The 26,107-nt window shown below is 65.1% G+C and carries 28 protein-coding genes and 1 rRNA gene; 14 read left to right on the top strand and 15 right to left on the bottom strand.

The window, feature by feature from the left end; genetic code table 11:
* Positions 1-97 precede the first annotated feature (97 nt).
* Entirely contained in the window at positions 98-1,519 is a 1,422-nt protein-coding gene (gene dnaA, locus AC56KW_RS08295; protein WP_497170265.1) for a chromosomal replication initiator protein DnaA, read from the bottom strand.
* 366 nt (positions 1,520-1,885) lie between these two features.
* On the opposite strand from dnaA, the gene rpmH reads away from it, so the two are divergent.
* The 11 genes from rpmH (at position 1,886) to AC56KW_RS08240 (ending at position 10,959) form a co-directional block, all read left to right on the top strand.
* Positions 1,886-2,020 (top strand): 50S ribosomal protein L34, encoded by a 135-nt coding sequence (gene rpmH, locus AC56KW_RS08290; RefSeq protein ID WP_040378179.1) that lies wholly within the window; start codon positions 1,886-1,888, stop codon positions 2,018-2,020.
* Positions 2,021-2,051: 31 nt separating this feature from the next.
* On the top strand, positions 2,052-2,459 hold the full coding sequence (gene rnpA / locus AC56KW_RS08285; RefSeq protein ID WP_497170474.1) for a ribonuclease P protein component: 408 nt from the start codon (positions 2,052-2,054) through the stop codon (positions 2,457-2,459).
* Positions 2,456-2,719, top strand: a complete 264-nt coding sequence (yidD, locus tag AC56KW_RS08280) for a membrane protein insertion efficiency factor YidD (protein WP_123067961.1) — start codon at positions 2,456-2,458, stop codon at positions 2,717-2,719. The genes rnpA and yidD overlap by 4 nt, the downstream gene beginning before the upstream one ends.
* Positions 2,720-2,727: 8 nt before the next feature.
* The gene (gene yidC, locus AC56KW_RS08275; protein WP_497170264.1) at positions 2,728-4,413 is read left to right on the top strand and encodes a membrane protein insertase YidC; all 1,686 of its coding nucleotides are present in this window, start codon (positions 2,728-2,730) and stop codon (positions 4,411-4,413) included.
* An 85-nt stretch (positions 4,414-4,498) separates the two neighbouring features.
* Positions 4,499-5,887 (top strand): tRNA uridine-5-carboxymethylaminomethyl(34) synthesis GTPase MnmE, encoded by a 1,389-nt coding sequence (gene mnmE / locus AC56KW_RS08270; protein WP_497170263.1) that lies wholly within the window; start codon positions 4,499-4,501, stop codon positions 5,885-5,887.
* A 106-nt stretch (positions 5,888-5,993) separates the two neighbouring features.
* On the top strand, positions 5,994-6,461 hold the full coding sequence (locus tag AC56KW_RS08265) for a hypothetical protein (RefSeq protein ID WP_497170262.1): 468 nt from the start codon (positions 5,994-5,996) through the stop codon (positions 6,459-6,461).
* 143 nt (positions 6,462-6,604) lie between these two features.
* Positions 6,605-7,348: a hypothetical protein gene (locus AC56KW_RS08260; RefSeq protein WP_497170261.1), complete on the top strand. Its 744-nt coding sequence runs from the start codon at positions 6,605-6,607 to the stop codon at positions 7,346-7,348.
* Complete coding sequence (locus AC56KW_RS08255; protein ID WP_497170260.1) at positions 7,345-8,463, top strand: hypothetical protein; 1,119 nt, start codon at positions 7,345-7,347, stop codon at positions 8,461-8,463. Before AC56KW_RS08260 ends, AC56KW_RS08255 begins: the two co-directional genes overlap by 4 nt.
* Positions 8,460-9,827, top strand: a complete 1,368-nt coding sequence (locus AC56KW_RS08250) for a caspase family protein (RefSeq protein ID WP_497170259.1) — start codon at positions 8,460-8,462, stop codon at positions 9,825-9,827. The genes AC56KW_RS08255 and AC56KW_RS08250 overlap by 4 nt, the downstream gene beginning before the upstream one ends.
* A 70-nt stretch (positions 9,828-9,897) precedes the next feature.
* On the top strand, positions 9,898-10,467 hold the full coding sequence (locus AC56KW_RS08245) for a DUF1439 domain-containing protein (RefSeq protein WP_497170258.1): 570 nt from the start codon (positions 9,898-9,900) through the stop codon (positions 10,465-10,467).
* 330 nt (positions 10,468-10,797) lie between these two features.
* Positions 10,798-10,959, top strand: a complete 162-nt coding sequence (locus tag AC56KW_RS08240) for a hypothetical protein (RefSeq protein WP_497170257.1) — start codon at positions 10,798-10,800, stop codon at positions 10,957-10,959.
* A 34-nt stretch (positions 10,960-10,993) separates the two neighbouring features.
* Here the strand turns inward: AC56KW_RS08240 and AC56KW_RS08235 are convergent, their stop codons facing one another.
* Positions 10,994-11,521: an Hpt domain-containing protein gene (locus AC56KW_RS08235; RefSeq protein ID WP_497170256.1), complete on the bottom strand. Its 528-nt coding sequence runs from the start codon at positions 11,519-11,521 to the stop codon at positions 10,994-10,996.
* A gap of 74 nt (positions 11,522-11,595) precedes the next feature.
* Positions 11,596-12,567, bottom strand: a complete 972-nt coding sequence (locus tag AC56KW_RS08230) for a CAP domain-containing protein (RefSeq protein WP_497170255.1) — start codon at positions 12,565-12,567, stop codon at positions 11,596-11,598.
* Positions 12,568-12,709: 142 nt separating this feature from the next.
* On the opposite strand from AC56KW_RS08230, the gene pssA reads away from it, so the two are divergent.
* Positions 12,710-13,489, top strand: coding sequence for a CDP-diacylglycerol--serine O-phosphatidyltransferase (gene pssA / locus AC56KW_RS08225; RefSeq protein ID WP_497170254.1), 780 nt, complete (start codon positions 12,710-12,712; stop codon positions 13,487-13,489).
* 7 nt (positions 13,490-13,496) lie between these two features.
* On the opposite strand, the gene AC56KW_RS08220 is transcribed toward pssA, so the two are convergent.
* The 11 genes from AC56KW_RS08220 to AC56KW_RS08170 form a co-directional block, all read right to left on the bottom strand.
* Entirely contained in the window at positions 13,497-13,808 is a 312-nt protein-coding gene (locus AC56KW_RS08220; RefSeq protein WP_497170253.1) for a metal-sensitive transcriptional regulator, read from the bottom strand.
* Between the two features lies 1 nt (position 13,809).
* On the bottom strand, positions 13,810-14,733 hold the full coding sequence (locus tag AC56KW_RS08215) for an aldo/keto reductase (protein WP_497170252.1): 924 nt from the start codon (positions 14,731-14,733) through the stop codon (positions 13,810-13,812).
* Positions 14,734-14,865: 132 nt separating this feature from the next.
* Positions 14,866-16,011: a D-alanyl-D-alanine carboxypeptidase family protein gene (locus AC56KW_RS08210; protein ID WP_497170251.1), complete on the bottom strand. Its 1,146-nt coding sequence runs from the start codon at positions 16,009-16,011 to the stop codon at positions 14,866-14,868.
* A gap of 104 nt (positions 16,012-16,115) precedes the next feature.
* Positions 16,116-16,745: an alpha/beta hydrolase gene (locus AC56KW_RS08205; RefSeq protein ID WP_497170250.1), complete on the bottom strand. Its 630-nt coding sequence runs from the start codon at positions 16,743-16,745 to the stop codon at positions 16,116-16,118.
* A 16-nt stretch (positions 16,746-16,761) separates the two neighbouring features.
* On the bottom strand, positions 16,762-17,085 hold the full coding sequence (locus tag AC56KW_RS08200; RefSeq protein WP_497170249.1) for a (2Fe-2S) ferredoxin domain-containing protein: 324 nt from the start codon (positions 17,083-17,085) through the stop codon (positions 16,762-16,764).
* 59 nt (positions 17,086-17,144) lie between these two features.
* On the bottom strand, positions 17,145-18,290 hold the full coding sequence (locus tag AC56KW_RS08195; RefSeq protein ID WP_497170248.1) for a VanZ family protein: 1,146 nt from the start codon (positions 18,288-18,290) through the stop codon (positions 17,145-17,147).
* Positions 18,287-18,913 carry an ABC-type transport auxiliary lipoprotein family protein gene (locus AC56KW_RS08190; protein ID WP_497170247.1) on the bottom strand — a complete coding sequence of 209 codons (627 nt, stop codon included), beginning with the start codon at positions 18,911-18,913 and terminating at the stop codon, positions 18,287-18,289. The genes AC56KW_RS08195 and AC56KW_RS08190 overlap by 4 nt, the downstream gene beginning before the upstream one ends.
* An 8-nt stretch (positions 18,914-18,921) precedes the next feature.
* A complete protein-coding gene (locus AC56KW_RS08185; RefSeq protein WP_497170246.1) occupies positions 18,922-19,869 on the bottom strand; it encodes an MlaD family protein in 948 nt (315 codons plus the stop codon).
* Between the two features lie 2 nt (positions 19,870-19,871).
* The gene (locus AC56KW_RS08180) at positions 19,872-20,741 is read right to left on the bottom strand and encodes an ABC transporter ATP-binding protein (RefSeq protein ID WP_497170245.1); all 870 of its coding nucleotides are present in this window, start codon (positions 20,739-20,741) and stop codon (positions 19,872-19,874) included.
* Positions 20,741-21,874, bottom strand: coding sequence for an MlaE family ABC transporter permease (locus AC56KW_RS08175; RefSeq protein WP_497170244.1), 1,134 nt, complete (start codon positions 21,872-21,874; stop codon positions 20,741-20,743). Before AC56KW_RS08175 ends, AC56KW_RS08180 begins: the two co-directional genes overlap by 1 nt.
* 63 nt (positions 21,875-21,937) lie before the next feature.
* On the bottom strand, positions 21,938-23,440 hold the full coding sequence (locus AC56KW_RS08170) for a B12-binding domain-containing radical SAM protein (protein WP_497170243.1): 1,503 nt from the start codon (positions 23,438-23,440) through the stop codon (positions 21,938-21,940).
* A 206-nt stretch (positions 23,441-23,646) separates the two neighbouring features.
* Here AC56KW_RS08170 and rrf point away from each other — a divergent pair.
* Positions 23,647-23,759: ribosomal RNA gene (rrf, locus tag AC56KW_RS08165) — 5S ribosomal RNA — on the top strand.
* Between the two features lie 169 nt (positions 23,760-23,928).
* Here the strand turns inward: rrf and AC56KW_RS08160 are convergent.
* Entirely contained in the window at positions 23,929-24,807 is an 879-nt protein-coding gene (locus tag AC56KW_RS08160; protein WP_497170242.1) for an aldo/keto reductase family oxidoreductase, read from the bottom strand.
* Between the two features lie 96 nt (positions 24,808-24,903).
* On the opposite strand from AC56KW_RS08160, the gene AC56KW_RS08155 reads away from it, so the two are divergent.
* Complete coding sequence (locus AC56KW_RS08155; RefSeq protein ID WP_497170241.1) at positions 24,904-25,821, top strand: LysR family transcriptional regulator; 918 nt, start codon at positions 24,904-24,906, stop codon at positions 25,819-25,821.
* Positions 25,822-26,107 lie beyond the last annotated feature (286 nt).

The following is a 26,107-nucleotide window of genomic DNA, read 5'->3' as shown; positions in this document are numbered from 1 at the left end:
AGTTATCCTCAGTACGTTTGTAAGGTGAAATTATTACTAAAGCGATATTGTGCCATTGCCGGAGGCAAACACACAAAAACTGCTCAAGGGCGGGGGATCAGCCCTTGAGCGTCTGTTCCAGCACGTGCAATTCGTGGTTGCACTCGGGATTTTTCTGGCGGTCGCCGGCGATCTTGCGCACCGCGTGCAGCACGGTCGTGTGGTCGCGGCCGCCGAACAGTTCGCCAATTTCCGGCAGACTCTTTTGAGTCAATTCTTTTGCCAGGTACATGGCGATCTGGCGCGGACGGGCGATGTTCGCCGGCCGGCGCTTCGAGTACATGTCCGCGACCTTGATGTTGAAGAAGTCGGCCACTGTCTTCTGGATGTTTTCCACCGAGATCTGGCGGTTCTGCACCGACAGCAAATCCTTGAGCGCTTCTTTCACCACGTCGATGGTGATGTCCTTGCCGTGGAAGCGCGAGTAGGCCAGGATCTTGCGCAGCGCGCCTTCGAGCTCGCGCACGTTCGAGCGCAGGTGCTTGGCCACGAAGAAGGCGACGTCGTCCGACAGCGTCACGTCTTCGGACTGCGCTTTTTTCAACAGGATCGCCACGCGCATCTCGAGCTCGGGTGGCTCGATCGCCACTGTCAGGCCGGAATCGAAGCGCGAGATCAGGCGGTCGTCCATGCCCGTGATCTCTTTTGGATAAGTATCCGACGTGATGATGATCTGCTTCTTGGCCGCGATCAGCGCCTCGAACGCATAGAAGAATTCTTCCTGCGTCCGGCTCTTGCCCCCGAAGAACTGAATATCATCGATCAGCAGCATGTCGAGCGAATGATAGTAATGCTTGAAGTCGTCGAAGCCCTTGCGTTGGTAGGCGGTGACGACGTCGCGCACGTATTGCTCGGCATGGATGTAGCGGATGCGCGCGTTCGGCTGGTCGGCCATGACCTGGTTGCCGATCGCGTGGATCAGGTGGGTCTTGCCGAGGCCGACGCCGCCGTAGAAGAACAGCGGGTTGTACGACACGCCCGGGTTGTTGGCGACCTGGATCGCCGCGGCGCGCGCCAGCTGGTTGGCCTTGCCGGTCACGAAACTGTCGAACGTCAGCTCGGTGTTGATGCGGCTCTGCTCGCGCTTGGGCGAGTTGGCGATGTTCAGGTTCTGGGTCTGGCTCGGGCTGGCGGCCGGGCTCGGGTTCTCGGCGCCCGGCGCGGGGCGCGGGGCGTTGAAGTCGACCGTGGCCGTGTTGCCGGACGCGCCTGCGCTCGGCGCATTGCGGGCCGGATGGTTCTTGGGGTCGAGCACGAACTGCACCTCGACCGGCGCTTCCCAGTATTGGGCTGCCAGCTCCGTGATGCGGGTGGCAAACTGTGTCTTCACCCAGTCGAGCTTGAAGCGGTTGGGCGCGGCGATGCGCAGCTTGCCGTCTTCATAGTCGAGGGCGACCAGCGGTTTGATCCACGCGCTGTATTGCTGCGGCGTGAGCTCAAGCTCGAGCTGCGCGGATGCTGTCTGCCAAAAATTTTCCATACTTCGCTTTTGATTCGTAACACGCTATTTTACCTGTCTCGGCCGAAGTTATCCACAGGCGCTGCACATATTTTCCACCGAAAAGGTCAGGCGCGTCCTCACCTTGCCAAGCTGGAAACGCACGCCGGTGGCGCTTGCCGAAACAACAGTCGCCTTGACAGTGGCGGTCGAAATGGAGTCTAATTCAGGGTTCCCCGTCCGTGCGCCAGGCCAGGCTGTCTTTTTTCAGCGGCTGGTGGTTGGGCGAAGAGAGACTTGCTGTGGCATGACGCTGGCGTAACATCGAGCGAAATTGTCATCGGCGCCGAATCTGACGATGACGTCAGACCCGATTTTGCATCTTATTTTGCTTTAAGCGAGACCACCATGAAACGTACTTACCAACCTTCCGTCGTCCGTCGCAAGCGCACGCACGGCTTCCGCGCACGTATGGCTACCCGTGGTGGCCGCCAAGTCCTGAACGCTCGCCGCGCCAAGGGCCGCAAGCGTCTGGCTGTCTAAGTCACGCACCGCAGATCGATTGCGGTCGGTGATGACAGGCGAAGGTTCGCACGACTTCGCGCGCGTTCGGCGCATCGTTAAAACGGATGAATTTTCATCCGTTTTTCGTTTGCGGCCAACGCAAAAAACGGCGCATTTCGTGCTCTACACGCGTCCAAACGACCTGCCGCATGCGCGGCTGGGCGTCGTTGCGGCCAAGCGTTTCGCGCCGCGTGCGGTGACCCGCAATACGATCAAGCGCATGACGCGCGAGCTGTTCCGTATGAGCAGCCTGGCGCCGGTCGATTGCATCGTCCGCCTGTCGCGCCCCGTCAATACCAAGGACGGCCCGGCCACCACGCGCGCCCTCAAGGCCGCGCTGAAGGTGGAATTGACGCGCTTGTTCGCTGCACAGCAAGCCCGGCAGCGGCCACAGCCCGCGCCGGCAAGCACGCCATGAAGACGCTGCTCGTCTGGTTGCTTCGCGGCTACCAGCTGCTGCTGTCCCCGATGCTCGGGCCGCGTTGCCGGTTCTATCCCAGCTGTTCCAATTACGCAATCGAAGCGCTGCGCGTCCATGGCGCCGCACGCGGTTCCTGGCTGGCCGCGCGCCGCGTGGGCCGCTGCCATCCGTGGAATGCGGGCGGCGTCGATCCGGTGCCGCCCAAAGACGGCCCCAAGGAATCCCATTCAGCCGCTTGCGGTTGCAACCACTCCTGAAGACTCCAATGGAATTCAATAAACGTACTGTCCTGTGGATCGTGTTCGCCATCTCTCTGATTGTTCTCTGGAACAATTGGATGGTGGCTAACGGCAAGCAGTCGCTGTTCTCGGCGCAACCACCGGCGCAAGTGGCCCAGCAGAATAAACCGTCGGACGTGCCGGCCGCCGCGCAGCCGGGCAGCGCCGCCGTGCCGGGCACGCCTGCGGGCGCCCCCGCCAATGCTGCCGCGGCGCCGGGGGCACCTGCCGCCGCACCGGCCAGCCAGATCGTCACCGTCACCACCGACGTCGTCAAGGTCGACATCGACTCGGTCGGCGGCGTCATCAGGCGTCTCGAACTGTTGCACTATCCGGATCACTTCGACAAGACCAAGAACCAGGTCCTGTTCAACGTGGGCGGTCCGAACGTGTACCTGGGCCAGACCGGCCTGATCGGCACCAGCGCCGCCGGCGTGCTGCCGAACCACACGACGCCGTTCACCGTCAAGTCGGCCCAGACTACCCTGGGCGGCAATAACCAGGCGCAAGTCGTCCTGGAAGCCGAGCAGGGCGGCGTGCGCCTGACCAAGACGCTGACCTTCCGCAAGGGCGATTACCTGGTCGGCGTGCGTCATGACGTCACCAATATCAGCGCCGCGCCGGTCCAGCCTTCGCTGTACCTGCAGCTGCAGCACGACGGCAACAAGCCGGCCACCGATTCGTGGTTCATGCCGAGCTACACCGGCCCGACCCTGTACACCGACGCCGACAAGTACCAGAAGCTGACGTTCGAGGAAATCGAAAAGGGCAAGGCGGATCACTCGACCAAGGCCAATGACGGCTGGGTCGCGATCTCGCAGCACTTCTTCGTCTCGGCCTTCATCCCGGCCGACAAGGCGCCGCGCGACATCTTCACCAAGAAGATCGCCAACAACCTGTATGCGATCGGCACCGTGCAGTCGCTGGGCACCGTGGCGCCTGGCGCGACCGTGTCGACCGACACCCGCCTGTATTCGGGTCCGCAGGACGAGCAGATCCTGGAAACCATCACCCCGGGCCTGGAGCTGGTGAAGGACTACGGCATGCTGACCGTGATCGCCAAGCCGATCTTCTGGGTGATGACCCAGCTGCACTCGATGCTGGGCAACTGGGGCTGGACCATCGTCGCCCTGACCATCCTGATCAAGCTCGCGTTCTTCCCGCTGTCGGCGGCAGGTTATCGCAGCATGGCCAAGATGCGCGTCGTGACGCCGAAGATGCAGGCAATCCGCGAACGCTACAAGAGCGATCCGGCCAAGATGCAGCAGGCCACCATGGAGTTGTACAAGACCGAGAAGATCAATCCACTGGGTGGCTGCCTGCCGATCCTGGTGCAGATGCCGGTGTTCTTCGCCCTGTACTGGGTGCTGCAGGCGTCGGTCGAGATGCGCGGCGCGCCATGGATCCTGTGGATCCAGGATCTGACCCAGCCCGACCCGTACTACATCCTGCCGGTGATCTACGCAGTGTCGATGTACATCACGACCAAGCTGAACCCGCAGCCGACCGATCCGGTGCAGGCCAAGATGATGCTGTTCATGCCGATCGCGTTCTCGGTGGTGTTCTTCTTCTTCCCGTCCGGCCTGGTGCTGTACTGGGTGGTCAATAACATCCTGTCGATCGCCCAGCAATGGGTCATCACCCGCAAGTTCGAGACCGGCGCGGCCAAGTAATTTTGCTGCCTTCTCATCAAAAGCCCGCGCTTGATTAGCGCGGGCTTTTGTTTTTGACGCTTCCGTTTCCCCGTACAATCGCTCCATGAAACTCGATACTTCCCCCATCGCCGCCATCGCCACCGCCCCCGGCCGCGGCGGCATCGGCGTCGTGCGCGCCTCCGGTAAATCGCTTGCCTTCCTCATCGACGCCCTGTTCCCCGGCGTGACCCTGGCGCCGCGCCACGCCACCTACATCCCGTTCAAGGCCGCCAGCGGCGACATCATCGACGAAGGCCTGGCCCTGTATTTCAAGGGACCGCATTCGTACACCGGCGAAGACGTGCTGGAACTGCAGGGCCATGGCGGCCCGGTGGTGCTGCAGATGCTGCTGGCGCGGGTGCTGGAGGCCGGCGCACCGTCCGGCCTGCGCCTGGCCGAACCGGGCGAATTCACGCGCCGCGCCTTCCTCAACGACAAGCTCGACCTGGCCCAGGCCGAGGCGGTGGCCGACCTGATCGACGCTTCCACCGAAGCCGCGGCGAAGTCGGCGTCGCAGTCGCTCTCGGGCGCCTTCTCGCATGTGGTGCACACGCTGGTCGAGGGCACGATCAACCTGCGCATGCTGGTCGAGGCCACGCTCGACTTTCCGGAAGAAGAGATCGACTTCCTCGAGAAATCGAATGCGCGCGGCCAGTTGGCCGGCATCATCACGTCGCTCGACAACGTGTTTCGCCAGGCGGCGCAGGGTGCGTTGCTGCGCGAAGGGCTGAACGTGGTGCTGGTCGGGCAGCCGAATGTGGGCAAGTCCTCACTCTTGAATGCGCTGGCCGGGGCCGAGGTCGCGATCGTGACGCCGATCGCCGGCACCACGCGCGACAAGGTGAGCGAGACGATCCAGATCGAGGGCATCCCGCTCAATATCATCGACACCGCCGGCATCCGCGCAATCGGGGAGGGGGGCGACGAGATCGATGTGGTCGAGCGCATCGGCATCGAGCGCACCTGGGGCGAAGTCGGCAAGGCCGACGTGATCCTGCACCTGCTCGACGCCAACCTGGGCCCGAGCGCGGCCGATGAGGCGATCGTCGCGGCCTTCCCGCCGAACGTGCCGGTGGTGCGCATCTGGAACAAGATCGACCTGTCGGGCCACACGCCGTCGAAGGACGAGAGTGCGGACGCGGTCCACCTGTACCTGTCGGCGCACGAGAAGCTCGGCATCGACCTGCTGCGCGCCGAACTGCTGCGCATCGCCGGCTGGCAGCAGACCGGTGAATCGCTGTACCTGGCGCGCGAACGCCACCTGATCGCACTGCGCGCCGCGCGCGAGCACCTGGAGCTGGCGCGCCAGCACGCGATGCAGGACGACCAGTCGCTCGACCTGTTCGCCGAAGAGCTGCGCCTGGCCCAGGATCAGCTTTCCAGTATCACCGGCCAGTTCACCCCCGACGACCTGCTGGGAGTGATCTTCAGCCGCTTCTGTATCGGCAAGTAAGCCGCAGCCGGTCCGCCCGGGACAAAAAAACCTGAAAAATCCCGGGCGCCCGCGTTCTCTGGTCAGATGCGCCACCACGGTGGTGGCGACTTGACGGGAGAAGACGATGAGCGGTCTAGGGGCGAGCAACACCAGGACGATGCTCGAGACGCGGGCGCAGCAATACCAGGAGTGGATGTGCGAGGAAGGCTACCGCGCCAGGGATCCCGTGTGGGACGAAGCCGCCGATACCTGGGATGTCCAGGTCAAGTATGAGGGCGCCACCCTCGTCGTCGTGTTCGACGTCGACGACACCGGCTTCGTGCGCATCCTGATGCCCAATTTCTGGTCCATCGAGCCGGCCGCCCTGGAAACGGCGCTGGCCGCCCTCGACCTGGCCAACAAGAAGTGCAAGTGCGCCAAGGTGCACCTCAATCCGCGCCGCGACGACACCACGGCGTCGGTCGAATTCCTGGACCAGGGCGACCAGATGCGCCCCGCGACGCTGCTGCGCTACCTGGCGATGGTGGTCAATGTGGCGAAATTCTTCGCCAGCGCGATGCAGGAACAAGCCGAATCGATGCAGCCCGCATGAAATGGGCCTGCGGGTCCTTTTATAGCGGTCATCGAAGGCAAAAACAGTTGCCGAGAATTTACAGGAATTGAGCGGCAGTCTATGCTGCGGGTCCCGGCCCACGCGCAGGCATGGGCCGGCTTCGCACAAGGATCCACCACGACATGGACAACAACGACGGTTTCGATTATGGCAATGCGCGGATCGTGGAGTACTGGAATCGCAGGCGCCAGGGACTCGACAAGAAGGAGTGGGAAGACTTCTACCGGCTGATGCTGCCGGTCCTGCTGCGCACACGGCTGCCGAGCGACTTCAACGACGACCGCAAGCGGCTGGAACTGGTCAACGACTTCTTCCAGGACAAGGTGCTGGTCAACGCCGCCACCTCCAACGCCGGCGCGCTGCAAAACGTGCATGCCCTGCATAGCTACCTGAAGAACTACGCCTTGCAGCGCCTGCGCGAGCCCGACACCGAACCGCTGCCCTCGCCCGAGACGCTTGAAGACCGTGCCGCCGACGATGCGCCGGCCGCGCTCGCGCGCCTGCTGGGCGAAGCCGGCATCGATCCGAAGGCGGTCATGCTCAGCGCCGACCGTTTCGTCGACGCGCTCGATCCGGGCGAAGTGGCGCTCCTGCGTGGCCATTCCTGCGCCGATGGCGACAAACCCGAGCCCATGTCGGCGATTGCCGAACGTACCAGCATGAAGACCGCCTGGTTTACCCGGGCCAAGGCGCTCGGCATCACCCGCAGCAAGGGCGAGACCTTTCGCGGCTACGAGCGCACCAAGATCGGCCGCTGGCTGCGCTCGAACGGCGCCGAGCTCCACCCCGACTGGCGCGAGGAGGTGGCGGCCCTGATCATGCTGCTGTGCCAGCGCGTCCGCATGCATCGCCGGGAGACCCCATGAAACACGACCTGTATCCACCGCTGGCAGTGCTGAAGGCCGACCTGTTCGCGCCGGCCGCGGACGACACCGCGTCACCACAGGACGTCGCACAAGACGCACCGGCGCCGGCGCCGGACGACCTGTCGATGCCCGCCTACCTGAAGGAGCTGGTGCAGCGCCGGGTCGATGCCGAAGCCGCCTATCCGCAAGAATCTCCGGCGGTCGGCCAGGTACGGCGCCTCGACGCAGTGTCAGGCCTGGACGGCGCCAGGCGCGTCGTGGGCCGCAGCTTCGGCGTGCTGCTGGGCGCCAGCCTGGGCGGGCGCCGCTGGGCGGGCTGGCTGGTCGCGCAAGAGGGCGACTATGCGAGCGAGCGCGATCTGGTGCTGCAGGAGGACGACGGCATCGCCGATCCGGTGGCGGTGATGGTGCAGGCCTGGAACCCGGTCGAGGTGGCGCTGCGCGGCGACGAAGTCATCATCGGCAAGCTGCCGGCGGCGACCCTGGGCGCGGTCGCGCGCCTGGGCGATCCCGGTTTCGCCCCCGACGACTTCGTCGCGTCGCGTCCCGGTCGTATCGGCGCCTGGGACCTCGATCGCGACACCACGGTCGTCACCGGCACGCCGCTGGGCGAGCAGGACGATCCACGCCACGGCTACCGCGAACTGTATCGCGCACTGGCGCGCGAGGTCAGCGCGGCGGCGCAGGCGCAACCCGCCGGCACCAGGCCCCGGCGCGCGGGATGGCTGCACTGGCTGCAGGATACCTTCGTGCGTCCGGCCTGGACCTTCGGCGCGCTGGCCGTGGTCGTGCTGCAGGGCGCCTGGATGCTGGGCCTGCACGCCCCGCCGTCGGACGAGGGCCTGGTCTATCGCAACTTCCCGGCGCCGCTGGCCCAGGCCTGCGAGCCCAGGTTGCGCGTCATGTTCCGGCCCGATGCAGTGTACGCCGACGTGATCGTGACCCTGCGCAGCCTTGATGCGACCCTGGTCGACGGCCCGTCCGAGACGGGTGAACTGTGGATCGCGCCGGCGCGCGACCAGGCGCCGCAGGAATTGGCTGACATGCTGCGCCAGAGCCGCCTGGTGGAGCACGTCGACCTGGTCGAACCCGATCCGCGCCTGTGTCGCCCATGAAGCGCTTGCATGTCCTGGGCGCCCTCAACGCGCTGGTGTTGCTGCTGGCGGCCGGCCTGGCGCATGCGGCGCCCGCCGTCGGCGCCAGGATGGCGCTGGTGATCGGTAACGGCCGCTATGCGGCGCCGTCGGCGCTGTCCAACGCCGGCAATGACGCGCGCCTGATGGCCAGGACCCTGGCGGCGCTGGGCTACACGGTCACCGAACGGCATGACCTCAACCGCGCGCAGCTCGACGAGGCGGTGACGCGCTTCGCCACTAGCCTGCCGCAGGGGGCCACCGCTTTCGTCTATTACGCCGGGCACGGCATGCAGATCGAAGGCGGCAACTACCTGACGCCGGTGGACATGGTGCCGAGCAGCCCGGCCGCGGCCCAGGTGCATTCATATTCGCTCAAGGCGATGCTCGAGCGGCTGTCGCGTTCGCGGTCGGCGGTCAATATCGTGGTGATGGACGCCTGCCGCAACAACCCGTTTCGTCCCTCGGGCGAGCGCTATCGGAGCTTTCGCGAGCTGGGCTTGTCGCAGGTCGTGGCGCCGCGCGGCACCTTCATCGCCTATTCCACCGCGCCGGGACAGCTGGCGCCGGACGGCAAGGACGGCAACAGTGTGTACACCCGCACCCTGGCCGGCGTGATGCGCGAGCCGGGACGCGATATCGAGGGTGTGTTCAAGCGCACCGCTGAACTGGTCCGGCGCGCCACGCTGGACGACCAGATGCCGTGGTACGAGTCGTCGCTGGCGGGCCGGCTGGTGCTGTCGGAGGCAGCGCCGCTGGCCGCGGCGCCGGCGCGCACCGGCGCCGGCGGTGGCGGCCAACCCCAGGGCAGCCGCGGCCTCACGGCGCCGGCGCCGGACGAACCGGCCTGGTATCGCGAAGTGGGCGCGGCCGAGTGGAGCCGGGTGGACTGGGAGATCCAGCAGCGGGTCAAAAACCTGACGCCGGACGAGATCCCGGCGCTCAGGCACAAGGCCGGCGCCGGCAGCGTGGTGGCCCAGACGGTGCTTGGCCTGGCCTACCGCGAGGGCATCGAGCGCGCGAAGAACGGCGGCAAGACGATCCGCCTGCGCGCGAACAATACCGTGGCCTGGTCGTGGCTCAGGAAAGCCGCCACGGCCGGCTTCCCGGTCGCCCAGGCGGAAATCGGCGAGATGTATTACGGCGCGCACGGCGTCGAGCGCGACCTGGCCGCGAGCCGGCACTGGCTGGAGCAGGCGGCGGCGGCCGACTACCCGCGCGCGCGCCTCGACCTGCTGCAGCTGAACCTCGAGAGCAACCCCGACCCGCGCCGCCTCGGACCGCAGGCGCAGGAGGCGCTGCGCTCGCTGTTCGACAGCATGGGCGTGCCGCGCCAGGAGCGGTAATGCGTGATGGCACACGGCGCGCCCGCCGCGCCTGTGCTACGCTGGCCTGCCCGACTGACGACCAGACCGCATGAAACCGTACTTCGCCACTCACCGCCGCCGCGCCTTCGCCAGGGTCCTGGTGGGCAGCGCTCTGGCCGGCCTGCTCGCTTCCTGTTCCAGCCTGATCGGGCCGCGCCAGGTCGAGCTGCCGCTGCACAAGCTGCAGGCTGGCCTGGACAAGCGTTTTCCCATCAACGAGCGCCTGATGGAACTGTTCGATGTCCAGCTCACCCGTCCGCAACTGGCGATCCAGCCAGAGCAAGACCGGGTCGCCCTGGCCGTCGATGCCTCGGTCGCGCCGCCGTTCGCGCGCGCCTGGACCGGCAATATCGCCTTTTCGGGCCGCCTGTATGTCGACCCGGGCCGCGCCGCCGTCCTGATGGCCGAGCCGCGCGTCGATCGCCTGCAGCTCGGCAATCCCGAAGCCGAGCGCCAGCTGACCCGGGTGGCCAACGGCCTGATCAATACCGTCGCGCGCGATATGCCGGTGTATACGTTCGAGCAGAAAGACTTGCGCTACGCCGGCGTGCAATTCGTCCCGACCCGGATCCAGACTACGCGTAGTGGCTTGCTGGTGACGCTCGAGCCGGCGAAATAAGTCGCCGCAGGCAAGCGCGCGGCCAGTAGTTGGCTTTACACTACGATTTTTGGCGGTGCACTTTGGCTCATGCAGCGGAAACGTTGCACGCACGTCAAATCGGTCCTTGGGAGCAGGCAGGGGATTGCACCCGCCTGGCATTGGGAGCACACTGATACGCAACGAAAGTCGTGATGGGTTCGCCTGTCGCGGTCCGGCTTGCGCTTTCTCATGCACACGGAGTTCCGCTGAAGTAATCTTTCTCTGACTTCAGGCTGCCGTGTTAGGGGGTGGATCTTGGAAACGACACACGAGAGTTTTCCGGACAGTGGGCTGCCCGCCGAGCCGCCCGTGGCCGTCTCAGTTGCCGCTACGGGCAGCATGCCTACGCGCGCCAGTCTTCCGGCCAAGGGCTCGTGCTGGTACTGCGAAAAGCCGCTCGACAGCGTGCGGCGCTTTTGCGGCAAGTCCTGCGCCGACGCGTTCGACGAAGAAGCCGAGTTCACGCGTTGACGCGTGCCGCGCAACGTGTCCCCGATGTGTGCGGCTAGCGCCGCTCGGCCTGCTCCAATAGCGCCAGCGCGCCTTCGAAATCGAAGCGCCTGATCGCCGCATCGAACACCGTCACCTGTTCGCTTCCCATGCTCGCCAGCAGACGTGGACGCAGCCGGGCCGCCAGGTCCAGGGCGCGGCCGTCGCCGATGTCGAGCATGCCGCGCAGGCGCGCCAGGTCGGCCGGATCGGTGGACGGCGTGGCTCCCTGCTCCTCGTGCGCCTCTTGCGCCGCCAGCAGCATGTCGACCTGGGCCAGTACCCGCGCCAGCTCCTCGTCCAGTGCCGCTACCAGCGGCAAAGGCGCCGGACCGCCGGCCTTCAGCGCCAGTTCGGCCTCCAGCGCCAGCCGGCGCAGGCGGGCCGCCTCGATCATCCCGGCCGCCCCCTTGAGTGTATGCACGATGTGCTGGGCCTGCACGGTGTCGGAGGAAGCAAGCGCCGCATGCAGGCGCGCCGCCAGGTCGCGGTAGTCGCCGGCGAAGCGTCCCAGCACGCGCAGGAACAGCGCGCGGTCATCCATTACCCGCTCCAGGCCCGCCGCCAGGTCGATGGCGGGCCCGATGGCAGGCTCTGTGGGTATTGCGGCAGCGCCGCTCACCGCGTCGTAAACGACCAGGCGCGCGTGAGCGCCGCGCCGTTGACCGTACCGGTGAAATCGACCTCGTAGGTGGTGGCCGCGCGCAGCGGGAGCAGGGGCACGATGGACGCCGCCGTCTTGGCGCCGATCGGATCGACGCGCAGCACCTGCAGCACGGCGCCGCCGCGCGGACGCACCGTGAAGCTGGTCACCGCCAGCGTCGCATCGAGGTTGGCGTGCACGCTGATCGGATACCCGACTTCATTGCGGTCCGGGACCGGATCGGGTTGCTCGGTATTGCTGAAGAAGTTGGGAGCGACGCCGGTCTGGCCGTTGAACGGCCAGGTGACGAGCGCGCCGCGCGCGATGCCGGGACCGTAGCCGTTGCGGCTCGCGAAATCGGCGGTGAAATAGTTGTAGCCGCTGGCGGAGGTGGCGGCGCCGGTGCCGAGTTCGCGGAACATCGGCTCGAAGATCACGAAACGGTGGTAGATCGCCGTGATCAGTTCTTCGACCATGAAGAAGCCCGAGCGGTTATTGGTGCCCGAGATGACTTCGCCATAGGCGAAGCCGCGCTGCCGGTCGAGCGTATAGCCGGCGGCGTTCAGGCGGTCGCCCAGGTCGGCGCCGGTGAAGCCCTGGCGGCCCGGTTCCTGGTCATGGCTCATCAGGTTGTTGGCGCGCAGGTATTCCGAGTGCCCGAGCGCGGCGTTGTCGATCTGGACATTCTGGGTTACCGCCGGCACGCCGGCCTGGGTACGCCGGTAATTAATCCAGTTGCGGCCGTCGAGGGCGATATTGCCGGTCAGCGCAGGCGCGCTGGTGCCCGAGGTAGGGGTCGGTTCCGGCGCGGCCGGGCTGGGCGCGACCGCCTGGCCGCCGCCGACGACCGGAGCCGCGGGGCTGTCGCTGACGCCATCGCCGCATGCGGTCAGGGCCAGGGCGGCCAGGATGACGGTGATCGCCCGCCAGCGTGGCATATAGCTCATTTATCAACTCCTGTCAATACGTATCCGTGGAGCGTCATTCTAGGGCAAAACGGAAGATCGTGAGCGACGCTGCGATCATCGCGCAACACCCTTGTAGGCCACCCTGTAGAATAAGCCAACATTTGCCTTGTCGAGTCGACCATTGAAGCTATCTAACCAGCAACGCCTCGCGCGCGCCAAGTTCGCCCTGCCCAGTTTCGTGACGTTGCTGTCGATCGCCTGCGGCTTCGGCAGCATCGTGATCTCGGTCGATAACGCGCGCATCGGCGACCCCGGCGACTTCCGCCTGGCGGCGATCTTGCTGGTGCTGGCCGGCGTGTTCGACGCGCTCGACGGTTTCGTGGCGCGCGCCACCAATACCCAGTCCAGCTTCGGGGTGCAGCTCGACTCGATCGCCGACGTGATGAACTTCGGCTGCGCGCCCGGCCTGCTGCTGTACTGCTACGGCTTCACCCAGCTGGGCGACGTGCACCCGACCCTCGAGCGCATGGGCGGCCTGGCCTGCTTCGTGTTCGTCACCTGCGGCGCGCTGCGCCTGGCGCGTTTCAATATCAGCCATGGCCGCACCGACCCGCGCTACTTTGTCGGCATGCCGATCACCGCCGGCGCGGCCTGCGTGGCCTCGGTGGTGGTAGCCTGGCCCGACCCCGTGATCGCGGTGGCGCCCGCCTTCATGGTGTGCGCGCTGATGGTCTGCGTCGGTGCGCTGATGGTCTCGACCGTCCGCTTCCCCAGCTCCAAGCACCCGCAGGGCAAGGTGATGCTGGCGCTGCTCGGGGCCTGCGTGGTCTTGCTGGCGCTGCTGCAAGAGCGCTTCTTCGTGCTGTTCTTCCTGGTGTATGTGTGCCTGACGCTGCTGCTCAATATCGGCTGGAAGGTCGGCTGGCGCGGCGTGGCGCCACCGAAGGTGTTTGAAGACTAAGGACCGGTCACGCGAACTTGTCGAGCATCGCCGCCAGGTGCGCCGCGCGGGCGCGGGCGTCATCCAGGTCTTGCGCGTCGCCGGTCTGGGTCACGATCGATGAAGTCAGCAGTTGCACGAACGAGCGGTCGAGCGCCTTGCGCGCAGCCGCCATCTGCTGCGCGACCGCGTCGCAGTCCGAGGGCGAATCGGCCAGCGCGATCAGCTTCTGCACGCCGCGCAGCTGGCCTTCGATCCGGGCCAGCCGGTTCAGCAGATCCTTCTTCTGCTGCGCGCTGAGGGCTTTGCCCTCGACGATCCGGAGCGGGCCCTCGGCCATCTCAGGCCACCTCGTGTCCGCGCGCGGCGCGCAGGATGCGGAACCAGTCTTCGCGCTCCAGTTCGAAGCTCGCGCCCAGCACCGCTTCGCGGATCGCCGCGATGCGCCTGCTTCCGGTCAGCGGGATCGGACGGCAGGGCAGGCGCATGATCCACGCGAACACCACGCTGCAGAACGGTTTGCCGATGCGGTCGGCAACTTCCTGGATGGTCTGGCGCAGCGCCGCGCCGCGTTCGTCGCCCGCGTCGAACAGGCGGCCGCCGCCCAGCGGCGACCAGATCATCGGCGCGATGCCGAGGTCTTGCAGGCCGTCGAAGGTTTCGTCGAACATCGGCGCCGTGTGCAGCGGCGAGAATTCGACCTGGTTGGTGGCGAGCGGGATGCGGCGGTCGAGCGACTCGAACTGGTGGCGCGTGAAGTTCGATACGCCGAAATGCAGGACCTTGCCGTCCTGCTTGAGGCGGGTGAAGGCGGCGGCGATCTCGTCGAACTCCATCAGCGGATCCGGACGGTGGATCAGCAGCAGGTCGAGACGGTCGGTGCCCAGCTTGCGCAGCGACTCCTCGGCGGACGCCATGATATGGCTGGCGCTGGTGTCGTAATGCTGGATCGTGTGGCCCGGGCGCGCGGTCGACACCAGCTTGATGCCGCACTTGCTCACCAGTTCGATGCGGTCGCGCAGCGACGGCGCTGCGCGCAGGGCGGCGCCGAACAGTTCCTCGACGCCGTAGCCGCCATAGATGTCGGCGTGGTCGAAGGTGGTCACGCCCAGTTCGAGGCACTGTTCGATGAAGGCGACGCGCGCCTCGACCGGCATATGCCATTCGCCCATGCGCCACATGCCGGCCACGATGCGCGACAGTTCCAGGCCGCCGTCGCGCGTCGGGATGCGGGGGAAGGGGAGTTCGACAGGCGCTTGCGGCATCGTGGTTCTTTCGTCATGACGGGGTCCCATGATTATAGCGGCCTGCGACGCGCCTTGCCTCAGCCATCCGGCATGCAAAAAGCCCGTCCGGCATGACGCGCGGACGGGCTTTGACAGGCGACTGGAACCAGCTTACTGCATCCAGAGACGCATCGAATCCCAGGCACGGCCGAAAATGCTCGCTTCCTGCACTTCTTCCAGCGCCACCACCGGCAGCACCAGCAGCGGCTTGCCGTCGACGGTCATTTTCAGGGTGCCGACCTGGCCGTTCAGCGCCAGTGGCGCGACCAGCGGATCGCGGCGCTCCAGCACTGGCTTGAGCTTGCCCGCCACGCCCTTTGGCACGGTGACCAGGATGTCGCGCGTGAAGCCGATCTTGACGGTCGGCTGGGCGCCCTTCCAGATCGACGGGGTCTGGATCGCCTGGCCTTTCGAGTACAGCTTGACGGTATCGAAGTTCTGGAAGCCCCAGTTCAGGAGCTTCTGGCTTTCCTGGGTGCGCACATCGGTCGAGCTGGTGCCCAGCACTACCGAGATCAGGCGGCGCTCGCCGGTGCTGCCGTTCGGGCGGCGCGCCGAGGTGATCATGCTGTAGCCCGAGGAAGTGGTGTGGCCGGTCTTCATGCCGTCCACGGTCGGGTCCAGCCACAGCAGGCGGTTGCGGTTCTGCTGGGTGATCTTGTTATAGGTGAACTGCTTGATCGAGTCGATCTTGTACAGCTCGGGGAAATCGCGGATCACGTGGGCAGCCAGCTGCGCCAGGTCGGCCGCGGTCGAGTAGTTGTTCGCGTCCGGCAGGCCGTGCGGGTTGGCGAAGCGGGTGCCCTTCAGGCCCATGCGCTGCGCCTCGCGGTTCATCAGGGTCACGAAGGTGGCTTCGTCGCCGGCGACCGCTTCGGCGATGGCCACCGCGGCGTCGTTACCCGACTGGATCATCAGGCCATGCAGCAGGTCGTCGATCGAGACTGGCACGCGTGGATCGATGAACATCTTCGAGCTGCTGGAGTCGACTTTCCAGGCGCGCTCGGACACGTTCACCATCTGGTTCAGGGTGATGCGTTTGTCGCGGATCGCGGCGAAGGCGACATAGGCCGTCATGACCTTGGTCAGCGATGCCGGTTCGATGCGCATATTCTGTTCTTGCGAAGCGATGACCTGGCCGCTCGTCGCGTCGAGCAGCAACCACGATTTGGCGGCGATGGCGGGCGCGGGCACGGTCTGCGCACTGGCCGAGACCATCACCAGGCTGGCGGCGAATGCCGCTAACAGTTTTTTCATGGGGAGAATTTCGTCATTAAAGATAAGGCGGTGGTAAAGCGCAAGGCAATGATCCTTAAACCATTGCCTCAAGAGAAGGGATTAATTATAGGGGACTGTGACGACTAATTGTCGCGTCGCCACAGTTGAATCACGAGATTTTTAATGTGGCCGAGCTTGCGGTGGAAGAAGTGGTCTGCGCCTGTAATGACGGTGACAGGCAGGTCGAGCGGCCGTGCCCACTCGAAAACTTCCTTTAGGGTAATAGTATCGTCGAGCTCGCCGTGGATCAGGATGGTGTCTTCCGGTACCTGTGGCATCGGCCATTTGCCGGCCGCGGTGCCGACCAGCACCAGGCGCTCGGCCGGTTGGCCCTCGGCCGCCAGGCGCAGCGCGAATTGCGCCTGCACGAAGGTGCCGAAAGAGAAACCGGTCAGGGTGATCGGCAGGTTCGGGTATTTTTCGCGCATGTGCGCATACATGACGGCCATGTCGTCGACTTCGCCCCGGCCCTCGTCGTGCACGCCTTCGGATTCGCCCACGCCGCGGAAATTGAAGCGCACCGCCGCATAGCCCAGCGTCACAAAAGTGCGCGCCAGCGTCTGGGCGACCTTGTTTTCCATGGTGCCGCCATAAAGCGGGTGCGGATGCGCGACCAGGGCGACGCCGCGCGGCTCGCCTTCCGGCAGGTCGAGCAGGCATTGCATCTTGCCGGCGGGGCCGTCGAGTTGGAACTTGTGCGAATGGATGTTCATGGGCCTTCTTTGCAGATCAGATCTTGAGGCGGTCGACGACCTTGCCGCCGACCAGGTGGGTATCGATGATGTCGTCGATGTCGTCCGTGTCGACATAGGTGTACCAGGTGCCTTCGGGGTAGACCACGAGCACCGGGCCTTCCTCGCAGCGGTCCAGGCAGCCGGACTGGTTGATGCGCACCTTGCCCTGGCCGCTCAGCGCCAGTTCCTTGATGCGCTTCTTGGCATGCTTCTGCGCTTTTTCGGCGCCGCACTTGGCGCAGCTCGGGCGCGCGTCCTTGCCCTCGCGTTCGTTCATGCAGAAAAATACATGATGCTGGTAGTACGGTTGTTCATTCATGTCGTTCTCGTTGGAAAGATTAGCGTGGCATTGCGCCCAAAGCGCCATGATACGCGCTCTTATTGGCGATTGAGTTTATGCGAGGGCAGCAGCAGGAACCACAGGGCGATGAAGGGCCAGGCCAGTGACAGGAATTGTGCCGCCCCGTTGAAGTTAAGGAATTTGCCTTGTACCCAGCCTTGCAGGGTCGCCGAAAAATACGGGTTGACCGGAATGGTATTGACGACCACCAGCGCCAGGATGAGGGTCACGACCGCCAGCCGGCGCTGCGCTACCTGCGGCGCGAACACCAGGCCCGAGAGCATGATCAAGCCGATCAGGAAGCCGCCCTCGGCGCCTGGCGTGACCCAGACAAAGGCGTTATCGGGCCGGAACAGCAGCGAGCTGGAGAAGGCCTTCACCGCCAGTGCGCTGGCCAGCAGGGTCATCATCAGCCAGAAGCGCGGGGCGCCGCGCCGCACCAGGCACATCAGGGTCAGGGCGGCGCCGGTCATGCCGCAGGCGGTAATGATGGTTTCGGACAGCCAGTACTGCTCCACGCTCATGATGTCGTTGCCGGGACGTAGCAGCGCCACCAGGTCGATCTCTGTATCGAACCAGGACGACATCCAGCCGGACAGGATGGGCAGCACCTGGCCGTGGCCGAACAGGTAGCTCTGCGGGTAGATCTGGGCCAGCGGCCACATGGCGACCAGCACCAGGCCCTGGCTGGCGTGCGGCGCGAACCAGCGCTGGCGCAGCTTGAACAGGCGGCTGCGGTCCAGCAGGCCAGGGGCCCACAAGGCGCCGAGGATGGCGCCGACCAGGCAGCCGCCGGCATTGGTGGCGAAATCGAGGTTCGACGGCACCCGGCTGGGCAAGTAGGTCTGCACCGCTTCCATGACGCCAGTGGTGAGCAGGCCCGCGGCGGTCGCCAGCAGCACTCCCCATACGCCGCGCACGCGCGGATACAGCGACAGCACCAGCAGCATGCCGAACGGGATATAGCCGATGATGTTGACGCCGGCGTCGAAGCCGGTCCAGTAGCGCTGCTTGACCAGGTTCAGGAAGGCGAACGGCGAGATGCCGCTGTCGCGCCAGCCGGTAAACGGAAACCAGCTGGCGTAGACGATCAGGAGCAGGTAGGCCAGCAGCGCGGCGCGCACGATCGGCGAGCCGCGCGAGCGGCCGGCAGCTACCTCCGCCGTGACTTCCGTTTCGGTCATTTGCCTTGGGTGTCCAGGGATGCCAGCCAGGCCATGAGGTCGGCCGCCACCTGGTCGGTGCCTGCGGCCAGCGCCGCCACGCCGCCGGCGGCGTCCTGGCTCGGCGCGGGCGCATTGCGCTGGAAGCTGTGCTGGTCGACCAGGCGGTGCTCCTGGAATACCGAGGCGCGCAGCATGATCTGGCCTTCACTCTGGCCGGCGCTGGCGAAGGCGTGCACGAAGTCGTCGATCTCGATGCGCAGGATCGGTACGCCGGTGGCGGCGTCGGTGGCCGACAGCACCTTGATGCCCGACTGCGCCAGGCGCGCCTTGATGCGCTGGGTGACCAGGCTGACCGGGGTGGCGCTCCAGCGGCTGGTGGCGTAGGTGCGCGCCTGTTGGGCGTCGGCATAGTTCAGGCGGTAGAACATGCGCTCGGTATCGAGGGTGGCCGGGCCGGTGACGTCCATGACCACGATCGCGGCCGGCCTCGGCGTGCTGCTTGCCTGCATGGCCGGCGTGACCGGGCCGAAGTCGAAGACGGTATTCGACGCGCGCTCCTTGCTGGCGCAGCCGGCCAACAGCAGGGAGCAGGCGATGGCGATGGCAGCGGCAGACGGGATGCGGAAGGATGGGTAATTCACGGTGGTCCTCATTTGGTCGGTGGCGCGAAGCCTGGTTCGCCGGGGCCGGGCGCGTCGCCCGGATTGCCGAACAGGATGCTTTGCGGGCGATCGGAGAACGAGTTGGCGGTGCGCCGCACCGCGCGCAGCGAGGCGCGCGCCTCGTCGGTCATCTGCACCACATGCGGTAGCGTCTCCAGTTCCAGGTGGCTGGTGGCGGCGCCGAGCGCGCCGATGGTGCTGTTCAGGCGTTCGATCGGGCCGTCCTGGGCCTGCAGGCGGGTCGCCAGCTGGTCGTAGTTGCGGGTCATCGAGGTGGCGCTGTTGGCCAGCGTGTCCACCGAATCCATGCTGCGGTTGACCTTGGTCACGAGGCCGGGCAACTGGTCGAGCACGGGGTCGAGACGCGCGGGAATGGCGGCATAGGCCTCGGCGGCGCGGTCGACGCTCTCGAAGGCGCCGACCATGGTGGCCCGGTTCTCCTCGCTCAGCAGCTCGTCGAGGCTGGCAGTGACCTTCTCGGCCTTCTCGAGGATGGCCAGGCCGCGGTCTTCGAGCTGGTCGAGCAGGCCCGGGCGCAGCGGGATGCGGGCAATCCGATCGGCACCGGTGGCCAGCCGCGGCGAACCGGTGCGTTCGTCATCGAGCTGGATGAAGGCGATGCCAGTGACGCCCTGGTAACCCAGGGTGGCGTAGGTGGTGCTGGTGATCGGCGAGGCGGCGTCCACCGACAGGCGGATCAGGATCTGGCCGGTGACGCGCGGGTCGAAGATGATCTCGTCGACGCGGCCGACTTCCAGGCCACGGTAGCGCACCGTGGCTTGCGGATTCAGGCCGGGGATCGACTGGGTGGTGACGATCTCGTAGGGTACCAGCTCGGTCTTGTCGCGGTTGAACCAGAGGCCGATCAGGACGGTCGCCACCAGCAGCGCGATCGTGAAGATGCCGGTCATCAGGGCATGTGACCTGTTTTCCATAACTATCGATTCTCCGATTCATGCTGGGCGTGGCGCTCGTCGAGCACTTCGAGCGCCCGCTGGCCGCGTGGGCCCAGGAAAAAGTGTTTGATGAAGGGGTGCTCGACCTGCAGCACGTCGCACGACGGTCCCACCGCCAATACGTGCTTCTCGGCCAGCACCGCGATGCGCGAGGACAGCGCGAACAGGGTGTCCAGGTCGTGCGTGACCATCACCACCGTGAGCTTGAGTTCGCGGTGCAGGGTCTGGATCAGGGCGACGAAGGCGTCCGACAGGTCGGGGTCCAGGCCGGCCGTCGGCTCATCCAGGAACAGCAGCTGCGGCTCGAGGGCCAGCGCGCGCGCCAGCGCGGCGCGCTTGACCATGCCACCCGACAGGTCGGCCGGCATCTTGTTGGCGTGTTCCGGGCCCAGGCCCACCATATTCATCTTGAGCAGTACGGCGTCGCGGATCACGTCCTCGGGCAGCGCGCGCAGCTCGCGCATCGGCAGGGCGATGTTGTCGAATACGGTCAGTGCCGAGTACAGGGCGCCCTGCTGGAACAGCATGCCCCAGTGGTTGCGCATGCGCTGCAGCTGCTCGGGCGAGGCCGCGCTGATGTCCTCGCCGAACACGTGCACGCTGCCCTGCGAAGGCCGCTCCAGGCCCAGCATCTGGCGCAGCAGTACGGTCTTGCCGGTACCGGAGCCGCCGACGATGGTCAGGATCTCGCCGGCGTAGATCTCGAGGTTCAGGTCCTGGTGCACCACGGTGCGGCCGAATTTGGTCCACAGCTTGCGGATCTGGACTACCGGCGCGCCGACTTCCTCGTCGGGACGCAGGTTCAGTTGCTGCTTGCGGGGTTGCTTCGGTGTTTGTTCAGTAAGCGGCATCAGAAACCCGTCCCGCTGAAGATGATGGCGTACACCGCGTCGGCCAGGATCACCACCGTGATCGCGGTGACCACCGAAGTGGTGGTGCCGCGGCCCAGGCTTTCGGTATTCGGCTTGATGCGCAGGCCGAAGTGGCAGGCGATGAGGGCGATCAGCACGCCGAAGGTCGCGCCTTTCAGCAGGCCGATGGTGTAGTTCACGAAGGGCACGGCGTCCGGCAGCTTTTGCAGGAAGTAGCGGAACGACATGCCCATCTCGATCTTGGCCGACACCATGCCGCCCAGGAGGGCCATGGCGTCGGTCCAGACCACCAGCAGCGGCATCGAGATCGCCAGCGCGACCACCTTGGGCATGATCAGGCGATAGCCGTGCGAGACGCCCATCACCAGCATGGCGTCGAGTTCCTCGGTCACCCGCATCACGCCCAGCTGGGCGGTGATCGAGGAACCGGAGCGGCCGGCGACCAGGATCGCCGCCAGCAGCGGACCCAGTTCGCGGATCACCGCCATGCCCAGGATATTGACTAGATAGGCGTCGCCGCCGAACATGCGCAGCTGCTGCGACGACAGGTAGGACAGCACGATCCCGATCAAAAAGCCCACGATGGCCGTGATGCCCAGCGCCTGGAAGCCGGAGTGATAGATATTGGCCGAGATCTCGCGCCATGGCCCGGTCTGCGGGCGACGCAGGAAGCGGCCCAGGTCCTGGATCACGATCCCGATCAGGCCGATGAAGCTGCGCAGGTGTTCGAAGAAATCCAGGATGCCGGCGCCCAGCTTGATCACCCAATGGAAGGGGCTCGTGCGGTGGCGCGGCAATTTGATGTGGCTGGCCTCTTCGATGCGCTTGAACAGGTCTTCCTGGCGCGGGTCGAGCTTGAGGCGCTTGGGGCGTTCTTTGTTCCAGGTATTCCAGAACATCTGGGCGCCGATGTGGTCGAGGCTTTCGACGCCCGACAGGTCCCAGTCGCAGGTACCCTTGTCTTTGAGGCCGGCCAACTGGCGCGTGATGCCCTTGAGGACACCGCGCTGCGACAGACCGTGGACTTGCCACACGCCTTCTGCAATGACGGATTGGCCGGCTCCCTGGCCGGACTGTTGAATGGTTAATGTTGGCGCATTTTCAATCCGCATTGCGCCAGTGTAAAAGAGAATCGTTACTGTTGCCAGCCACGATCCTCTTGCGTGCTGGCCCGGTCAGGCGGCCAGGTGGCGCACCTGGCGCGTTGGGGCGACTGCTTTGGGCGCTTCCGCCGGCTGTTTCACGAGGTGGCCCGGGGCGTCGACCTGGCCCGCGTAGTCGCTGGCCAGCAGCGCCGCGGCCTCGCCCGCATCCATCCCGCGCACCTGCAGCCATTGGGCTACCAGCTTGGCCAGGCGGTCCAGCGCAATGCGGTGGGTGGCGTCGGTGTGCGCATAGATCCAGTCCGAGAACGCCATGAAGTTGTCGAACGGCGTCTCGCCCAGCAGCACCGGGATGGTGTTGGCGAAGCGGCCCGAGTTGGCCACCAGGTCCCAGTAGCGAGCGAAGCGCACCAGGCGCTGCATGGTGGCGAAGTCGATTTTGTTCGTCGCCAGGACGGTGTACGGCGGGTAGGGATCGTAGACCATGCCGAATGCTTGCGTATGGCGGATGATCGGCGTGCCGCGCAGGCGCTTGAGGATGCCGAACTGGATTTCTTCGGCGCCCAGGCTCACCAGGTGGTCGAAGCCGCGCGCGAAGCTGGCCACGTCCTCGCCCGGCAGGCCGGCAATCAGGTCGACGTGCAGGTGGGCGGTGGCGTGCTGCGTCAGCCAGCGGATGTTCTCGGCCGCCTTCTCGTTGTTCTGGCGGCGGCTGACCAGGCCTTGCACTTCCGGGTTGAAGCTCTGGATGCCGATCTCGAACTGCAGCGCGCCGGCCGGGAATTTGGCGATCGTCTCCTTCAGCGCTTCCGGCAGGTGGTCGGGCACCAGCTCGAAGTGGGCGTAGACCGGGTCGTGAGGGTTGGCCTCGATCTTGTCGAGGAAGAACTGCATGATCCGCAGGCTGGTCTTGACGTTCAGGTTGAAGGTGCGGTCGACGAACTTGAACAGGCGCGCGCCCTTGGCGTGCATCGCCTCCATTTCGGCCAGGAAGGCATCGAGCGGGAAGGGCCAGGCGGTCTTGTCGAGCGAGGACAGGCAGAATTCGCACTTGAACGGGCAGCCGCGCGAAGCTTCCACGTACAGCGTGCGGTGGGCGATGTCGTCCGCACTATATAAAGAGTAAGGCAGGACGATGTCTTCCATCGGCGGCTGCACGCCGGCATGGACTTTCATGATCGGCTTGGGGCCGTCCAGGATCTCGCGGCACAGCTTTGGGAAGGTGACGTCGCCCCAGCCGGTGACGACGTAGTCGGCCAGCTTCACGATTTCTTGTTCGCCCGTCTCGTGCGAGACTTCGGGGCCACCCAGGAGGATGACCAGTTGCGGTGCGACGCGCTTGAGCATGGCCACCAGGCGGGTGGTTTCTTCCACGTTCCAGATATAGACGCCGAAGCCGACGATGCGCGGCTGGTGCGCCAGGATGCGCTCGACCAGGTCGGTGGTCTTGGCGCCGATGACGAATTCCTGGATCGTCGTCTGGTCCTGCAAGGGGCCCATATTGGCCAGCAGGTAGCGCAGGCCCAATGAGGCGTGCGTATAGCGGGCGTTGAGGGTCGAAAGCAGGATCGTCATGGCGGGAACAGAAGGAAAGGCGGCGGGAAAGGCGGTATTTTACTGTGATTACAAGCACTTGCCTCTATAAGTAACATGTTGGGTAATAGGTCATTGTGGCTTGGCCGGCGATAAAGCTGGCGCTCCACAGGATTGCTTGTTAGAATGCTCGCCGGAATTCAGGAAGCCTGTTGCCCAGTAGAGGAACAGTTTTCCAGCAAGTTATGCCTGATGACCATAGCAAGTCGGTACCACCCCTTCCCATCCCGAACAGGACCGTGAAACGACATTGCGACGATGATAGTGCTGCAACCAGTGTGAAAGTAGTTTATCGTCAGGCTATTCAATAGAGAGAAAGCCCACCAGATGTCTGGTGGGCTTTTTTGCTTTCTGGCGTAGCGAAACCAGGTCGCCCTGTAGGCTGACCAGACCATGGTGTATTCGCGCAAGCAGTGGCCAAACCCCCTTTACACAAGCGGGAATCCGGGCCGATCGAAACTATACGACGCTCAGGCTGCAGGAGTAGCGATCGCCTCGAGTTGTGCCAGCACGTCCTTCGGCAAGCTGAGATTGGCTGCCGCCAGGTTTTCGCGCAGGTGGACGGGTGAAGAGGTACCGGGGATCAGCAGGATGTTCGGCGAACGCTGCAGCAGCCAGGCAATCGCCGCCTGCATTGGTGTCGCGCCGAGTTGCGCAGCGACGGCGGACAGGACCGTCGATTGCAGGGGCGAGAAGCCTCCGAGCGGAAAGAAAGGTACATAGGGAATGCCTTCGGCGGCCAGCGCATCGATGAGCGCGTCGTCATGGCGGTGGACCAGGTTGTACATATTCTGCACGCAGGCGATCGGCACGGTTCGCTGCGCCTCTTTCACCTGCTGGAGCGAGACGTTGCTCAGGCCGATATGGCGGATGAGGCCGCGCTGGCGCAGGCCGGCCAGGGTCTCCAGTTGCGCTTCGAGCGACCCTTCGGCCGGTTTGAACGGATCGAACATGGCGCGCAGGTTCACCACGTCCAATGTTTCCAGACCCAGGTTGCGCAGGTTGTCGTGTACGGCCTGTTCGAGTTCCTGCGCCGAAAAGGCGGGCAGCCAGCTGGCGTCTTCGCCGCGGCGTGCGCCGACCTTGGTGACGATGGTCAGGTCGTCACGATACGGATGCAGCGCTTCGCGGATCAGCTGGTTGGTGATGTGCGGGCCATAGTAATCCGAGGTGTCGATGTGGTTCACGCCGAGTTCCACGGCCTCGCGCAGCACTGCCCGCGCGGTATGGGCGTCCTTCGGCGGGCCGAAGACGTGCGGACCCGCCAGTTGCATGGCGCCATAGCCGAGGCGGCGGACGGTACGGTTGCCAAGAGAATAGGTGCCGGCTTGATCGATGGTGGTGGACATGGTATCGCTCCTTGTTGTTGGAGTGATCAAGATAAGTCGCGGCGACCTGTGTGACAATCTGGTCAAATCCACACGAGCTGTACTAAAAAGCGAACAATGAAAATCGAGCTGGGAGATCTGTCCGCCTTTGTCGCGGTAGCGCGCGCCGGCGGCTTTCGGGAGGCGGCCCGTGCCACCGACGGCAGTGCATCCGGGTTGAGCGAGGCCGTCCGGCGTCTCGAGGCGCGGCTGGGCGTGCGGCTGCTGAACCGGACGACGCGCAGCGTGGCGCCGACCGAGGCCGGCAGCAGCCTGCTGGCGCGCCTGGATCCGGTCTGGAGCGAAATCGACAGCGCCCTCGACGTGGTCAATGGCTTTCGCGATACGCCTACCGGCACGCTGCGCCTGAATGTGTCGATGAGTGCCGCGCGCCTGGTGCTGCCGTCGATCGTGCCGGCTTTCCTTGCCAAGTATCCGGAGATTCGCCTGGAAGTGGTGGCCGAGGAGAGCTTCGTCGATGTGCTCGCGGCGGGCTGCGATGCCGGCATCCGCTATGAAGAGCGGCTTGAGCAGGACATGATCGCCGTGCCGATCGGCCCGCGCACCCAGCGCATGGCGGCCGCGGCGTCTCCCGCCTGGGTGGCGCGGCATGGGATGCCTGCCCATCCGCGCGAGCTGGCACCAGGCGCGTGCATCCGGGCGCGCTTTGCCAGCGGTGCAATGATCCGCTGGACTTTTGAGCGCGACGGCGAGACGGTGACGATCGAGCCGAACGGGCAGTTGTTGGTGCAGGTGGGCGGTGCATTGGACCTGGCGATCGATTCCGCCATCCAGGGGCTGGGGGTGATCTACCTGTTCGAGGATTGGTTGAAGCCGTATGTCGAGCGTGGGGAGCTGCAACCGGTGCTGCAACCGTGGTGGCTGCAGTTCTCCGGCCCCTATCTGTACTATTCGGGCCGCCGGCTGGTGCCGGCGCCGCTGCGGGCCTTCGTCGACTTCATCCGCAACGACGCCGTTGAGGCCGTTTCGTCATGAAACTGAAAAATTAGGTGTTGACGAAGCTCAGCAGGTCGAGCATAATCTCATTCCTCTGCTGCTGACGAACACAACGCTTCGAAGCAAACAGCAGATGACGCAGTACCGAATAAAGTTCTTTAAAAATTAACAGTCGATAAGTGTGGGCGTTTGATGAAGGTGCCAAGAACTTCGGTTCTTGATTACTTAAATTATCAAATGTTCACGAAAAAGAAATACGTTATCTCAGCAATGAGGTGACGGTCAGTATTTTGAGTGAGCGACCCCTGCAGCAATGCAGGGTGAC

The sequence above is a fragment of the Telluria sp. RT2P19 genome, from assembly GCF_059685725.1.
This window is presented reverse-complemented; position numbering and strand designations above follow the sequence as displayed.

Bases quoted from the DNA above. Each gene is read 5' to 3' on its own strand.
- AC56KW_RS08180 (WP_497170245.1), bottom strand. From the start codon at position 20,741: ATGCCGCTTACTGAACAAACACCGAAGCAACCCCGCAAGCAGCAACTG.
- AC56KW_RS08235 (WP_497170256.1), bottom strand. From the start codon at position 11,521: ATGGATGACCGCGCGCTGTTCCTGCGCGTGCTGGGACGCTTCGCCGGC.
- AC56KW_RS08215 (WP_497170252.1), bottom strand. From the start codon at position 14,733: ATGCCGCAAGCGCCTGTCGAACTCCCCTTCCCCCGCATCCCGACGCGC.
- AC56KW_RS08200 (WP_497170249.1), bottom strand. From the start codon at position 17,085: ATGAATGAACAACCGTACTACCAGCATCATGTATTTTTCTGCATGAAC.
- AC56KW_RS08245 (WP_497170258.1), top strand. From the start codon at position 9,898: ATGAAACCGTACTTCGCCACTCACCGCCGCCGCGCCTTCGCCAGGGTC.
- dnaA (WP_497170265.1), bottom strand. From the start codon at position 1,519: ATGGAAAATTTTTGGCAGACAGCATCCGCGCAGCTCGAGCTTGAGCTC.
- AC56KW_RS08185 (WP_497170246.1), bottom strand. From the start codon at position 19,869: ATGGAAAACAGGTCACATGCCCTGATGACCGGCATCTTCACGATCGCG.
- AC56KW_RS08205 (WP_497170250.1), bottom strand. From the start codon at position 16,745: ATGAACATCCATTCGCACAAGTTCCAACTCGACGGCCCCGCCGGCAAG.
- yidC (WP_497170264.1), top strand. From the start codon at position 2,728: ATGGAATTCAATAAACGTACTGTCCTGTGGATCGTGTTCGCCATCTCT.
- AC56KW_RS08265 (WP_497170262.1), top strand. From the start codon at position 5,994: ATGAGCGGTCTAGGGGCGAGCAACACCAGGACGATGCTCGAGACGCGG.
- yidD (WP_123067961.1), top strand. From the start codon at position 2,456: ATGAAGACGCTGCTCGTCTGGTTGCTTCGCGGCTACCAGCTGCTGCTG.
- AC56KW_RS08210 (WP_497170251.1), bottom strand. From the start codon at position 16,011: ATGAAAAAACTGTTAGCGGCATTCGCCGCCAGCCTGGTGATGGTCTCG.
- AC56KW_RS08170 (WP_497170243.1), bottom strand. From the start codon at position 23,440: ATGACGATCCTGCTTTCGACCCTCAACGCCCGCTATACGCACGCCTCA.
- rnpA (WP_497170474.1), top strand. From the start codon at position 2,052: ATGACAGGCGAAGGTTCGCACGACTTCGCGCGCGTTCGGCGCATCGTT.
- AC56KW_RS08175 (WP_497170244.1), bottom strand. From the start codon at position 21,874: ATGCGGATTGAAAATGCGCCAACATTAACCATTCAACAGTCCGGCCAG.
- AC56KW_RS08160 (WP_497170242.1), bottom strand. From the start codon at position 24,807: ATGTCCACCACCATCGATCAAGCCGGCACCTATTCTCTTGGCAACCGT.
- rpmH (WP_040378179.1), top strand. From the start codon at position 1,886: ATGAAACGTACTTACCAACCTTCCGTCGTCCGTCGCAAGCGCACGCAC.
- AC56KW_RS08195 (WP_497170248.1), bottom strand. From the start codon at position 18,290: ATGACCGAAACGGAAGTCACGGCGGAGGTAGCTGCCGGCCGCTCGCGC.
- AC56KW_RS08250 (WP_497170259.1), top strand. From the start codon at position 8,460: ATGAAGCGCTTGCATGTCCTGGGCGCCCTCAACGCGCTGGTGTTGCTG.
- AC56KW_RS08155 (WP_497170241.1), top strand. From the start codon at position 24,904: ATGAAAATCGAGCTGGGAGATCTGTCCGCCTTTGTCGCGGTAGCGCGC.
- AC56KW_RS08220 (WP_497170253.1), bottom strand. From the start codon at position 13,808: ATGGCCGAGGGCCCGCTCCGGATCGTCGAGGGCAAAGCCCTCAGCGCG.
- AC56KW_RS08230 (WP_497170255.1), bottom strand. From the start codon at position 12,567: ATGAGCTATATGCCACGCTGGCGGGCGATCACCGTCATCCTGGCCGCC.
- AC56KW_RS08260 (WP_497170261.1), top strand. From the start codon at position 6,605: ATGGACAACAACGACGGTTTCGATTATGGCAATGCGCGGATCGTGGAG.
- AC56KW_RS08255 (WP_497170260.1), top strand. From the start codon at position 7,345: ATGAAACACGACCTGTATCCACCGCTGGCAGTGCTGAAGGCCGACCTG.
- mnmE (WP_497170263.1), top strand. From the start codon at position 4,499: ATGAAACTCGATACTTCCCCCATCGCCGCCATCGCCACCGCCCCCGGC.